11 protein-coding genes are annotated in these 13,029 nt (G+C 40.8%); 9 read left to right on the top strand and 2 right to left on the bottom strand.

Annotated features, from left to right (window positions below; genetic code table 11):
- The first annotated feature begins 47 nt into the window (after positions 1-47).
- Positions 48-194 (top strand): hypothetical protein, encoded by a 147-nt coding sequence (locus tag H8S17_RS04645; RefSeq protein WP_186866424.1) that lies wholly within the window; start codon positions 48-50, stop codon positions 192-194.
- A gap of 13 nt (positions 195-207) precedes the next feature.
- On the opposite strand, the gene H8S17_RS04640 is transcribed toward H8S17_RS04645, so the two are convergent.
- Positions 208-390, bottom strand: coding sequence for a hypothetical protein (locus H8S17_RS04640; RefSeq protein WP_186866423.1), 183 nt, complete (start codon positions 388-390; stop codon positions 208-210).
- 135 nt (positions 391-525) lie between these two features.
- Positions 526-4,776 (bottom strand): 2-hydroxyacyl-CoA dehydratase, encoded by a 4,251-nt coding sequence (locus tag H8S17_RS04635; RefSeq protein ID WP_186866422.1) that lies wholly within the window; start codon positions 4,774-4,776, stop codon positions 526-528.
- A 195-nt stretch (positions 4,777-4,971) separates the two neighbouring features.
- Between H8S17_RS04635 and H8S17_RS04630 the strand changes: the two genes are divergently transcribed.
- The 8 genes from H8S17_RS04630 to dnaG all read left to right on the top strand — a co-directional run bounded on the left by H8S17_RS04630 (position 4,972) and on the right by dnaG (position 13,000).
- A complete protein-coding gene (locus H8S17_RS04630) occupies positions 4,972-5,154 on the top strand; it encodes a LysM peptidoglycan-binding domain-containing protein (protein WP_243237966.1) in 183 nt (60 codons plus the stop codon).
- Positions 5,155-5,234: 80 nt separating this feature from the next.
- Positions 5,235-5,480, top strand: coding sequence for a dihydrodipicolinate reductase (locus H8S17_RS04625; RefSeq protein WP_186866421.1), 246 nt, complete (start codon positions 5,235-5,237; stop codon positions 5,478-5,480).
- On the top strand, positions 5,464-5,892 hold the full coding sequence (locus tag H8S17_RS04620) for a PIN domain-containing protein (RefSeq protein WP_178051816.1): 429 nt from the start codon (positions 5,464-5,466) through the stop codon (positions 5,890-5,892). Before H8S17_RS04625 ends, H8S17_RS04620 begins: the two co-directional genes overlap by 17 nt.
- Before the next feature lie 159 nt (positions 5,893-6,051).
- The gene (locus H8S17_RS04615) at positions 6,052-6,903 is read left to right on the top strand and encodes a hypothetical protein (protein WP_186866420.1); all 852 of its coding nucleotides are present in this window, start codon (positions 6,052-6,054) and stop codon (positions 6,901-6,903) included.
- 11 nt (positions 6,904-6,914) lie between these two features.
- A complete protein-coding gene (locus H8S17_RS04610; RefSeq protein ID WP_186866419.1) occupies positions 6,915-8,090 on the top strand; it encodes a glycosyltransferase in 1,176 nt (391 codons plus the stop codon).
- 1,046 nt (positions 8,091-9,136) lie between these two features.
- Complete coding sequence (aroD, locus tag H8S17_RS04605; RefSeq protein ID WP_186866418.1) at positions 9,137-9,892, top strand: type I 3-dehydroquinate dehydratase; 756 nt, start codon at positions 9,137-9,139, stop codon at positions 9,890-9,892.
- A 277-nt stretch (positions 9,893-10,169) separates the two neighbouring features.
- Complete coding sequence (locus tag H8S17_RS04600; RefSeq protein WP_178050696.1) at positions 10,170-11,183, top strand: deoxyguanosinetriphosphate triphosphohydrolase; 1,014 nt, start codon at positions 10,170-10,172, stop codon at positions 11,181-11,183.
- A 35-nt stretch (positions 11,184-11,218) separates the two neighbouring features.
- On the top strand, positions 11,219-13,000 hold the full coding sequence (gene dnaG / locus H8S17_RS04595) for a DNA primase (RefSeq protein ID WP_178050697.1): 1,782 nt from the start codon (positions 11,219-11,221) through the stop codon (positions 12,998-13,000).
- Positions 13,001-13,029 lie beyond the last annotated feature (29 nt).

The following is a 13,029-nucleotide window of genomic DNA, read 5'->3' as shown; positions in this document are numbered from 1 at the left end:
TGCCATCAGCACCATAGCCTAATTTACCGGAATAGGTAAGTACATGGATGGCATTTGCCTTATTACCGATATTAAAGGCGGCACGAGGATCTGTTATTGCAGTATCTCCTGAAAGAGCAGACTGTTTTACATCAAAAAGTAAAGTAAATGCCTTTGATTTTAAAACAGATGTGTCTGTTACAGATGCGTGGTAAACGGAAGCATTTTTCACTGTACATTTACATCGATCACAGTATCACAGTCAGATACTAAAGAGGTAGCAGTACTGCTTGTTAAGGTCATTCCGTTATTGTCCTCTAAAGGTTTTGAAAAACCTTCCGGAAGCCGGATAGCTTGCGGATAATGTGAGAACAAGTGCCATGCACAGAATCTTTCGTCCCTGTGCTTCATAAAATCCCTCCTGATATAATTTTTAGTACATAGTAAAACCGCTGTTATACGAAGTATACTTATGACTTGTATAACAGCGGTTTATCAAAAGTTCTATATATTATTTTACTAAAAAAGAAAGTTTTTTTGTAAAGTTTACTTAGCCAGATTCTTCTGTGCAGTAGAGAGCATCAGCTTGATACGGTTTAACTGATTTACTTCACTGGCTCCCGGATCATAATCGATCGCTACAATATTTGCAAGCGGATGCTGTTTGCGTAATTCTTTGATAACTCCTTTGCCGACAACGTGGTTTGGCAGACAGCCAAACGGCTGAGTGCAGACAATGTTATTCGTGCCTGTATGGATCAGTTCTAACATTTCACCGGTCAGAAACCAGCCTTCACCTGTCTGATTTCCTAAAGATACGATATCTTTGGCATAATCAGCAAGGACAGAGATCTCTGCAGGCGGGGTGAAATGACGGCTCTTTTCAAATTCATCACGGGCAGCACTTCTTAACCATTCGAAAAATGCAATGCCAAGGTTGGCATTTCTTGCAGCTTTCTTATTCTTGCCAAGATATTCCACTTGAAAATTCTGATTATAGAAGCAGTAGAGTAAAAAGTCAGTCAGGTCAGGAACAACAGCTTCTGCACCTTCTGATTCTAACAGGTCAACTAAATAGTTGTTTGCAGCAGGAAGGAATTTTACAAGGATCTCACCTACAACACCAACTTTCGGTTTTTTGATATCAAGCATCGGAAGGTTGTCAAAATCACGGATAATCTCACGGCACATCTGTTTGAATTTCCGGTGGGAGAGTACTTTATTCTGTGCAACAAAGGCAATGACCTTTTCCTTCCACTTCTCATGCAGTGCATTTGCAGATCCGGGAACTGCTTCATATGGTCTGGTACGGTACAGACAGCGCATAAAGATATCACCGAATATCAATGCATAAAGTCCATGCTGTATCAGCGGAAGTGTAATCTTAAAGCCCGGATTTTTCTCTAAGCCGCTTAGGTTGATCGAAATGACAGGGATATCTTTATAACCGGCTTTTTCTAAGGCACGCCGGATAAAACCGATATAATTTGATGCACGGCAGCCACCACCTGTCTGGGAGATTAAGACAGCAGTTTTACTCATATCATACTGACCGGAAAGGACCGCATCCATGATCTGACCAACGACGATCAGGGAAGGATAGCAGGCATCATTATTTACAAATTTTAATCCGGTATCGATTGCTGTCCGGTTGTCATTATCGAGTACGACCATATTGTAGCCTGCGGTACGGAAAGCAGGCTCTAACAGCTCAAAATGGATTGGTGACATCTGTGGGCAGAGGATCGTATAATTCTTACGCATTTCCTCTGTAAATACCACACGGTTGTAATTTGCAGGAACGATGGTACGGTTCTTATCTGTATTGCGTTTCTCGCGGACACGGATCGCTGCAAGTAAGGAACGGATACGGATACGTGCAGCACCTAAGTTATTGACTTCATCAATTTTCAGGCAGGTATAGATCTTGCCTGATTTACTTAAAATATCATTGACACAGTCTGTAGTAACGGCATCAAGACCGCAGCCGAAAGAATTTAACTGTATTAAGTCTAAATGATCCTGCGTCTTTACATAGTTTGCAGCCGCATAAAGTCTGGAGTGGTACATCCATTGATCCATAACGATTAAAGGACGCTCTACCGGATGCAGGTGTGAGATCGAATCTTCGGTCAAAACAGCAAGTCCATAGGACGTGATCAGTTCCGGGATGCCATGATTGATCTCTGGATCGACATGGTAAGGACGGCCGGCAAGGACGATTCCGCGTTTGTTATTTGCCTTTAAGTATTCTAAGACTTCCTCACCTTTCTTTTCAATTTCAATCCTTGTATCGGAAAGTTCCTTCCAGCCGGCTTTTACGGCAGCGTGAATTTCTTCTTTTGGAATCTGAAATTCTGTGGAAAAGACTTCTGCTAACTGTTTCTCAAGGGCGTGATAGTCTCCAAATGTTAAAAATGGATTTAAGAAACGCACCTGACCGGAAGTAATGGCATCTACATTATTTTTGATATTTTCCGCATAGGATGTAACGATCGGACAGTTATAGTGGTTGTTCGAATCCGGAAATTCGTTACGTTCAAATGGAATATCAGGATAGAAGATAAAATCAGCCTGTTTATTTATCAGCCATGATATGTGACCATGGGCTAATTTTGCAGGATAGCATTCGGATTCACTTGGAATGGAATCAATTCCCATCTCATAGATCTTTCTCGTAGACTGCGGAGAAAGCAGAGTGCGGAATTTTAATTCTTTAAAGAAAACTGCCCAGAACGGATAGTTTTCATACAAATTTAATACGCGTGGAATGCCGACAGTACCACGGACGGCTTCTTCTTTTGAAAGCGGCGGGTAAGCAAACATTCTGCGGTTTTTATAAGCAAAGAGGTTTGGAACATCCTCTTTTTTCTTTACTTCGCCAAGTCCCTTTTCACAGCGGTTACCGGTGATATATTTTCTGTCACCGGAAAAATGGTTGACCGTTAAAAGACAATGGTTTGTACATCCCTGACAGCGTGTTAATTCTGTATCAAATGTCAGGGCATTGATTTCATCAGTGGAGAGCATACTGCTTGTCTGGTTTTCCTCATAGCGTTCTCTTGCGATAAGGGCAGCACCAAACGCACCCATGATACCGGCAATATCAGGACGTACAACTTTACAGCCGGATATTTTTTCAAAACTTCTAAGGACGGCATCATTATAGAATGTACCACCCTGAACAACGATGTTCTGACCAAGTTCAGAAGCATCAGATAATTTGATGACTTTAAACAGTGCATTTTTGATGACAGAATAAGCAAGACCGGAAGAAATATCTGCTACGGTAGCGCCTTCTTTTTGTGCCTGTTTAACTTTTGAATTCATAAATACGGTACAGCGTGTACCAAGGTCGATCGGATTCTTTGCAAAAAGCGCTTCTTTTGCAAAATCCTGTACAGAGTAGTTTAAGGATTTTGCGAAAGTTTCGATGAAAGAACCACAGCCGGAAGAACAGGCTTCATTGAGCTGCACACTGTCGATCGTCTGGTTTTTGATCTTGATGCATTTCATATCCTGGCCACCGATGTCTAAGATACAGTCTACCTTTGGATCAAAAAATGCGGCTGCATAATAGTGGGCAACCGTTTCTACTTCACCTTCATCCAGTAAAAGAGCCGCCTTTAATAAAGCTTCACCATAACCGGTAGAGCAGGAATGTACGATCTTTGCACCGTCCGGCAGAAGCTTATAGATCTCTTTGATAGAACGGAGAGCTGTAGCGAGCGGACTGCCGTTGTTGTTACTGTAAAAAGAATATAAAAGAGAACCGTCTTCTCCGATCAGGGCGATCTTTGTAGTCGTCGAACCTGCGTCGATACCAAGGTAGCAGCTGCCCTGATAGGAGGCAAAGTCCGCAGTTTTGATATTATGTCCTCTGTGACGGTTTAAAAATTCATCATATTCAGCCTGATCTTCAAAAAGCGGCTGCATTCTGGCAACTTCAAATTCCATATGTAAGTCAGAAGAAAGTTTTTCCTTTAAGGAAGAAAGTGTTGTAATGGAATCTTCTTTATAATTTAACGCAGAGCCGATCGCTGCAAAAAGATGAGAGTTTTCCGGCTCTATCGTATGTTCTTCGTCTAAATTTAAAGTTCGGATAAATGCATTTTTTAATTCGGATAAAAAGTGGAGCGGACCTCCTAAAAAGGCAACATGGCCACGGATCGGTTTCCCACAGGCTAACCCACTGATCGTCTGGTTGACAACTGCCTGAAAAATAGAAGCGGAAAGGTCTTCCCTTGTAGCACCTTCATTGATCAGCGGCTGGATGTCTGTTTTTGCAAATACACCACAGCGGGCAGCGATCGGGTAGATCTCCTGATAATTTTTGGCATATTCATTCAATCCGGCTGCATCTGTCTGGATCAAAGATGCCATCTGGTCAATAAAAGAACCTGTACCGCCGGCACAAATTCCGTTCATACGCTGTTCCACATTACCATTTTCAAAATAGATGATCTTTGCATCTTCACCGCCTAATTCGATCGCAACGTCTGTCTTAGGGGCATATTCAGAAAGGGCAGTTGATACAGCTACGACTTCCTGTACAAAAGGTACTTCAAGATGTTTGGCTAATGTCAGTCCACCGGAACCGGTGATGACCGGTGATAATTTCAGATCACCTAATTTTTCTAAAGCCTTTGTAACAAGGCTGGCAAGTGTTTCCCTGATGTTTGCAAAGTGACGCTCATAATCAGAAAAGAGAATCTGGTTGTTTTCGTCTAAAACGGCGACTTTGACAGTTGTAGAACCGATGTCAATGCCTAGTTTATTCAAGTTGTTATTTTCCATAATACCACCTGTTATTTCTTATTAAAATGTACTTCTGTTTACAAACAAACTGTATTATACGACAGTATACGACAAAACACAAATAAATTTTTTCAAAACTTTTGCTAAAATTTCGGATAGCAGATATTGTTTTGGCAGTAGCAGATGCAGGCTGGGTGCATACAATATGATAACGATTGCTATATGGAGTTTATGATGGAGTGCAGGGGAATTATTCATGTTGTAAAAGAAGGAGATACTTTATATACATTGAGCAGAAAGTATCATGTACCGCTTGTGCAGGTGATGTATGCGAATCCTTTTGTAGATATTTATAATCTGCAGGTCGGGGATGAACTGTGCATACCGGTTTCGTTAAGGAATATGCCAAGAAGTTAGGGGTATCTAAAATTTTAAAATAATTTGTTGAAATGGGGTAAGACTTACAGTATGATAAAAGAAAAGGAAGGGGTTGGTGCATGATGACACACATGAAGGAACGGGCAGTAGAATTGATAGAACGTATACCGGATGATAATATGTTTTATGTGATCAACATTCTTCAAAATCTTGAAGAAATGTCATCTGACAAAACAGCAGAGAAAAAGCAGGCGATGGAAGCACTTGAAGGTGTGCTGAAATTTAGCGGAAGATTATCCGAAGATTTTGATGCAGATAAAGAATTAGAACTGGCGAGGGAGGAAAAGTATGGTAATCCTGATTGATACAAATATTATAATAGATGCACTTGCCGATCGGGAACCATATGCTACAGATGCGAAACAAATAATGGAAAAATGTGCAACAAGGGAAATCACAGGAGTACTTGCTGCACATAGTATTCCAAATTTGTTTTATATACTTAGAAAAGAATTTAGTCAGGAAGAAAGAAGATATCTTTTAAAGAATTTATGTAAAATATTTCAGGTTTCAGAATTAAATGAAAAGAGAATAATTGCTGCATTGGAAAATGAAATGTTTTCGGATTTTGAGGATGGTCTGCAGGAAGAATGTGCCGTTGCGTCTATGGCAGATTATCTCGTTACAAGAAATCCGTCTGATTTTAAACATTCACGAATCAAAGTGATACTTCCAAATGAGTTTCTAAGGAAAATGCAGGAAAACAAAAAGGAATGATTCCTGTTACAGATCACTCCCATAAAAATCCATTTGAAATGACGAAAAGTAATTTTAAATGGATTTTTTTGTTCTGAACAATCCACTGATATGCGTTGACAAAGAATATCTGACAACTTATAATGCAAGTTATAAAAAATACGAAAAGGCGGAATGAAAATGAACAATTTTTTGAATAAGCTGGAACGGAAGATGGGCAGATTTGCGATCCCGAATCTGATCGTATGGATATTAGCAGGTTATGTAGTCGGATATACACTAAGTTATTTAGCACCAGGTGTTTTAAATTATCTGACCTTAGAGCCGTATTATATTTTAAAAGGACAGATCTGGCGGTTAGTGACATGGGTACTGATGCCACCGGATTCAAGCCTCTTATTTGCAGTTATCATGGTGATCTTTTATTACCAGTTAGGACAGGCATTGGAACGTACATGGGGTACATTCCGTTTTAATGTGTACATTTTTGGCGGAATCATCTTTACTGTGATCGGAGCATTTATCCTTTACGGAGTGATGTATGCGGTCTATGGTGTTCCGGTTGCCGGAATGGGAGCATTCTTCTCTACAAATTACATTAACATGGCAATTTTCTTAGCATTTGCCGTATGTTATCCGGATATGGAAGTACTGTTATATTTCATTATCCCGATCAAAATGAAATGGATGGCAGTTGTCTATGGCGTTTTGATCATCTTCAGCCTGATCCAGACGAATTGGGCAGGCAGGGTAGCGATTATCATGTCACTGCTTAACTTCCTTGTATTTTATTTTTCCACAAGGAATTACAAACGGATTTCTCCAAAGGAGATCCACAGAAGGCAGACATTTAAGTCACAGATGCGACAGCCGGCAGGTCATGGCGGTGTAACAAAGCATAAATGTGCAATTTGTGGCAGGACAGAGTTAGATGATCCGACACTCGAATTCCGGTTCTGTTCAAAATGTGAAGGAAATTATGAATATTGTCAGGATCATTTGTTTACACATCAGCATATACACAGAAGCTGACAGGAGAGAACATGAAAGATACGGTCTTATTATTTGAATCAAGAGATCTCTGCTATGAATCAAACCGGTATTTCATCAAGTGCTTAAAGCAGGCATTTGAATCTCTTGGCTATCCGGTAGAAGTCTGTGATCTGTCACTTCGGATGGAAGAAAAATTAGAAACGGTTTTAGCAGGGCAGGAAAAATATATGGCTGCACTTGACTTTAATTCCCTTCTGCCGAGAATGGAATTAGAGGACGGTACACCATATTTAGAGGCATTTCAGGTGCCGTTTTATAATTATTTAGTCGATCACCCACTCTATCATCATGTGGGTATCCGGTGTGGATTTTCGCATTATTCGGTGATCTGTATTGATACCTGCCATCAGAAATATATGCAGAAATATTATCCGCAGATCAGGCAGGTATATTATCTGCCGCTTGGTGCCGCAGAGGCGCAATTTGAAAAAGAGCTTGAACAAAAAAGGTTTGAGCTTCTTTTTTTAGGGACATATGAACCGGAGGCAGCATTGCATGAACAGTTAGAAGATTATGCATTGCCATTAAAAAAAGAAGTCAGTGCCTTGATCGATATGATGGATGCTGACCATGCCCTGACGCAGGAAGATGCCCTGGCTGCTTATCTAAGGGATCAGGGTGAAGTTTTAACAGAAGCAGAGTTTGCAGTACGTTTAAATCATGCATATTTAGCAGATAAATATCTTCGGAATCTGAAACGGAAAAAAGCAGTAATTGCAGCGGAAAAATCCAAAATACCATTTACAGTGATCGGGCATGGCTGGGATGTATTAGATGAACTGCATCATAAGCAGGTCACGCTTTATACCGGTGGAGTTTCTTATCCGGTGTCGATACAGATGATGGCAGATGCGAAAATACTGCTTAATACGACCCCATGTTTTCATGGTGGACTGCATGACAGAGTGTATACAGCAATGCTAAACCATACACTGGCTTTTACAGAGGATACTCCATTTTCAAGAAATGAATTGGCAGATCAAAAAGAAGCAGTTTTATATAATGACAGTGATTTAGATACATTGACAGAAAAGTTAGCAGATATCTATAAACATCCTGCTGAGATCAAAAACATCACAGATCATGCATACCGGAAAGCACAGGCTGCGTACACATGGGAGCATCGGGCAGAAACATTTTTTTCCGGCGTACATACCGATAGGTAGAAGTAGCAACTGAAAATTCTGGACTTTTATATGATGAGATCAGGTAGAAGGCGGAGAACTGGAGGCTTGATGTGAGTGTAATGGATTAGACGGAAGGTAGTGAGCCTGTGTCTGGTTGGGAGCGGTGGTGACAAACTGCCATCGTGCGTATAGCGTCCACTGGTTTCAGCTCGGCTTTCTGGTGCACCTAAGCTGGCTTTGGCGTAAGCGTTTATTCAAAAAACTGCCCAAAACTCGCCTTTTATCTGGTGGAGAGTCTATCGTTATTAAGCTCAGACAGTTGGGCAGTTTTTTACGCTTATGCCAAAGCTAGCTAAGGTGCACACGAAAGCCGGTCAATGAAACCGTGGACGCTATACGCACGATGGCAGTTTGATTTACGCAGTAAAGACACAGGCAGGCTACGTTTTCGTGGACAGATATCAGAACCCTTATCTTGCAAGTGTTCTGTGAAGTAGCCATAAAAAACAGAAAATATGATCAGAAAGTTTGTTATTTATGAGTGATGAAATAAATTCAAATTTTTCAGAATATACTGAAATCCCAAAAGAAACCTTATCCTTCCCCACCACATAAATTATAGCTGCACATTCCAGACACCAACCCACCACAACGTAAATTGCCTGTGTCAAACAAAGTGTAGATTATACTGCCATTGCGTCCGTATCCGGTGGTCTGGTTTCATTGACCGGTTTTCGTGTGTGCCTTAGCAGATGGTGACATAAGCGCAAAAACTGCCCAACTGTCTGAGCTTAATAACGATAAACTTTCCACCGCATAAAAGGCGAGTTTTGGGCAGTTTTTAGAATAAGTGCTTATGTCACCACCTGCGTAGGCACACTAGAAAACCGGGCTGAAACCAGACCACCGGATACGGACGCAATGACAGTATACCAAAACCCTACCCAGACACAGGCTCACAATTTATCCATCATTCCACTTTACATAATCCCCTACATACGCTATCCTTAACTACAAAGCCATCTCAAAACATAACATTCATTATAAGAGAAATATTACAAGAAAAAACCAACAGGAGTCCCCAAATGAAAACAGTAAAAGTCAGAAACTTAATTATCGGTGAAGGAATGCCAAAAATCTGCGTCCCCATCGTAGAGAACACAGAAGAAAATATACTAACAGAAGCTGAAAAAATAAAAACTCTGCCGGCAGATATTGTAGAATGGCGTATGGACTGGTACGCACAGGTCACAGATGAACAGGCAGTCGTAAAAACAGCAGAAAAACTGCGAAATATCTTAGGAGAGATGCCATTACTTGCCACTTTCCGTACAGCAAAAGAAGGTGGAGAAAAAGAGATTTTAAAAGCAGATTATGAAAAACTGAATCTTGCCGTTATAAACAGCGGCTATGCAGATCTGATCGATATTGAAGCATTTATCGGGGAAGATACCGTAAAACGGCTGATTGTAGCAGCACATCAGGCAGGAGTTAAAGTAGTAGCATCTAACCATGATTTTACAAAGACACCACCCAAAGAAGAAATCATAAAACGGCTACGTCAGATGCAGTCGTATGATGCAGATATTCCAAAGATAGCAGTCATGCCGGAGAAGAAGGCAGATGTATTGTCATTATTAGAAGCAACAACAGAGATGCATGAACAGTATGCAGACCGCCCGATTATTACCATGTCCATGTCACATGATGGAATGATCAGCCGGATCTGCGGAGAATTGACAGGTTCAGCTCTCACCTTTGGGGCAGCAGGAAAGACATCTGCTCCCGGACAATTAGATGTACATGAATTGAAGCAGATATTGTCTGTTTTGCATCGTTAGTTATCATGTGAATAAAGGAACAGCTTAGCATACAAAGATGTCACGGAAAGTAAATCTGCGGCATCTTTTTTGTAGTTACTGCTTCGCAGTATCATTTCAAACATTACATCTGCCTTTTACGTGCGAGCACGACAAGTCAGAGGCAATGTTTGAAATTAGCCTTGAATCGTAACTAAATTTTTAAAAAAAATGTAATAAAAAAAGGAAAAGAGAAAAAAATGCGGTAAATATAAAGAGTAGGGATTCATTTGGCTAAGTCAATATGGGAGATGAATAAATGACAATTCGTGAAAATATTGAAAAAATGGAACAGGAAACATTGAGTCCATATGCAACCCTTAGTATTCATACAAGAGGCAGGGAACGGGAAGAAGAACCCTGTGATATCCGTCCGGTTTTTCAGAGAGATCGTGACAGGATCTTACATTGCAAGTCTTTTCGGAGATTAAAGAACAAGACACAGGTTTTTCTGACACCCAAAGGTGATCATTACCGCACCCGTTTGTCGCATACCCTGGAAGTATCCCAGAATGCAAGAACGATCGGAAAGGCATTACGTTTAAATGAAGATTTAGTAGAAGCGATCGCATTAGGGCATGATCTTGGGCATACACCTTTCGGACACGCAGGAGAACAGATTTTAGATTCGCTTTGTCCGAACGGATTTCACCATAATGAACAGGGTGTCCGTATTGTAGAAAAATTAGAAAAAAACGGCAGAGGACTAAACCTGACATGGGAAGTGCGGGATGGTATCTTAAATCATCAGACAAAGACGATGCCTCATACTTTAGAGGGAAAGATCGTAAGGCTTTCCGATAAGATCGCCTATATCAATCACGATATCGATGATGCGATACGTGCACAGATCATGGTAGAGGAAGATATTCCAAAAGATCTGCGTGATATTTTAGGACATACGACAAAAGAACGTTTGAATACTTTAATACATAATATTATCACAAACAGTATCGGCAAAGATGACATTATGATGTCAAAAGAAGTCGGAGAAGCAATGTTAAAGCTGCGTGAATTTATGTTTGAGCATGTCTATAAGAATCCTGTCGCAAAGGGTGAAGAAGTCAAAGCGAGGGCATTATTAGAACAGCTTTATGATTACTATTTAGATCATATGGAACTGATCCCGGAGAAATATATACGGATGACCGATACCGGTGAAACAAAGGAGCGTATCGTCTGTGATTATATTTCCGGTATGACAGATCAGTATGCCATTGCAAAGTTCAGCGAATTTTTCCTGCCGCAGGCATGGCAGGTCGATGGCTATTAAAGTTGGATTTGAGATAGAAAAAGGAGGGAAGGAGTGTGCCGTTTTATTCAGATGATTTAATAGAAGAAGTCCGTTCAAGGAATGATATTGTCGATGTGATCTCGAATTATGTCAGATTACAGAAAAGAGGAAGTACTTACTTTGGGCTGTGTCCGTTTCATAATGAAAAGACGGCTTCTTTTTCTGTAACTCCGGGAAAGCAGATGTATTACTGCTTTGGATGTGGTGCCGGAGGAAATGTATTTACATTTCTGATGGAGTATGAGAATTTTACATTTGCAGAAGCAATGCAGGCATTGGCAGAGCGGGCAGGTGTAGAACTGCCGGTGCAGGAGTATTCTCCACAGATGAAGCGGGAAGCGGACAGGAGACAAAGACTTTTAGAAGTGAATAAAGAAGCAGGAAAATATTATTATATGCTGCTTCGGAGTGAACATGGAACACAGGCACTTGATTATTTTAAAAAGCGTGGTTTAAGCGAAGAAACCATGCGGAAGTTCGGGCTTGGTTATTCGGATAAGTTCAGTGATGATCTTTACCATTATTTAAGAAATAAAGGATATGAAGATGAACTGTTAAAAGACAGCGGTCTGATCTCTTATGACGAACGCCGCGGCGGACATGATAAGTTCTGGAACCGGGCGATGTTTCCGATCATGGATGTGCACAATAAGATCATCGGATTTGGCGGGCGTGTCATGGGAGAAGGAGAACCGAAATATCTGAATTCCCCTGAAACCAGGATTTTTGACAAAAGCCGTAACTTATACGGACTTAATTTTGCAAGAACGACCAAAAAACCACAGCTTCTGCTATGTGAAGGCTATATGGATGTGATCGCACTGCATCAGGCAGGATTTGACAATGCCGTTGCATCTTTAGGAACGGCACTGACAAGCGGACATGCGAATCTGCTGAAACGGTATACCAGGGAAGTATATTTAACCTATGACAGTGATGGCGCAGGTGTGAAGGCTGCCTTACGTGCGATACCAATCTTAAAGGAAGTAGGGATCGTGACAAAAGTCATCAATATGCGTCCATATAAAGATCCTGATGAATTCATTAAGGCTTTAGGGGCAGAGGCTTATGAGGAACGGATCGCACAGGCAGAAAACAGTTTTATGTTTGAGATCCGTATGTTAGAGCAGAATTATGATATGAACGATCCGGAAGGCAAGACTGCATTTTATAATGAAGTTGCACAGAAACTGTTAGGATTTACAGAAGACCTTGAACGTGATAATTATATAGAAGCAGTTGCAGGCAAGTACCAGATCGGATTCGAAAATCTTCGGAAATTAGTCCTGCATCTAGGGACAAAAGGCGGCATCACCGCAAAGAAACCACCGTTAAAATCCGGTATTCATGAGAACAAGAAAAAAGAAAACGGCATGAAGCAGTCACAGAAACTGCTCTTGACATGGCTCATTGAAGATACCCGATTGTTTCCGGTCATTGGAACATATATCACACCGTCGGATTTTACCGAAGAAGTCTATGGCAGAGTTGCAAAGATCTTATATGAGCAGTTTGAAGAAACGAAGACGGTCAATCCGGCAAAGATCATCAGCATGTTTGAGAGCGAAGAGGACCAAAGAGAGATTGCTTCTTTGTTCAACGCACATATCCACAATATCGAAACAAGGGCAGATATGGAAAAAGCATTAAAAGAAACGGTTGTGCGGATCAAAAAGAACAGTATCGACCACCGTTCAGCGAATTTAGCACCGACCGATATGGCAGGCTTACAGCAGTTAGTAGCAGATAAGCGACAGTTAGAACAATTAGAAAAAATGCATATTTCTATCGAATAAGGACAAAATAGGTTACTGTTCATAACTAA

This window comes from Roseburia zhanii (assembly GCF_014287635.1).
Lineage (GTDB): Bacteria > Bacillota > Clostridia > Lachnospirales > Lachnospiraceae > Roseburia_B > Roseburia_B zhanii.
This window is presented reverse-complemented; position numbering and strand designations above follow the sequence as displayed.

Bases quoted from the DNA above. Each gene is read 5' to 3' on its own strand.
- H8S17_RS04630 (WP_243237966.1), top strand. From the start codon at position 4,972: ATGGAGTGCAGGGGAATTATTCATGTTGTAAAAGAAGGAGATACTTTA.
- H8S17_RS04640 (WP_186866423.1), bottom strand. From the start codon at position 390: ATGAAGCACAGGGACGAAAGATTCTGTGCATGGCACTTGTTCTCACAT.
- aroD (WP_186866418.1), top strand. From the start codon at position 9,137: ATGAAAACAGTAAAAGTCAGAAACTTAATTATCGGTGAAGGAATGCCA.
- H8S17_RS04610 (WP_186866419.1), top strand. From the start codon at position 6,915: ATGAAAGATACGGTCTTATTATTTGAATCAAGAGATCTCTGCTATGAA.
- H8S17_RS04645 (WP_186866424.1), top strand. From the start codon at position 48: ATGGCATTTGCCTTATTACCGATATTAAAGGCGGCACGAGGATCTGTT.
- H8S17_RS04600 (WP_178050696.1), top strand. From the start codon at position 10,170: ATGACAATTCGTGAAAATATTGAAAAAATGGAACAGGAAACATTGAGT.
- H8S17_RS04620 (WP_178051816.1), top strand. From the start codon at position 5,464: ATGGTAATCCTGATTGATACAAATATTATAATAGATGCACTTGCCGAT.
- H8S17_RS04635 (WP_186866422.1), bottom strand. From the start codon at position 4,776: ATGGAAAATAACAACTTGAATAAACTAGGCATTGACATCGGTTCTACA.
- H8S17_RS04615 (WP_186866420.1), top strand. From the start codon at position 6,052: ATGAACAATTTTTTGAATAAGCTGGAACGGAAGATGGGCAGATTTGCG.
- H8S17_RS04625 (WP_186866421.1), top strand. From the start codon at position 5,235: ATGATGACACACATGAAGGAACGGGCAGTAGAATTGATAGAACGTATA.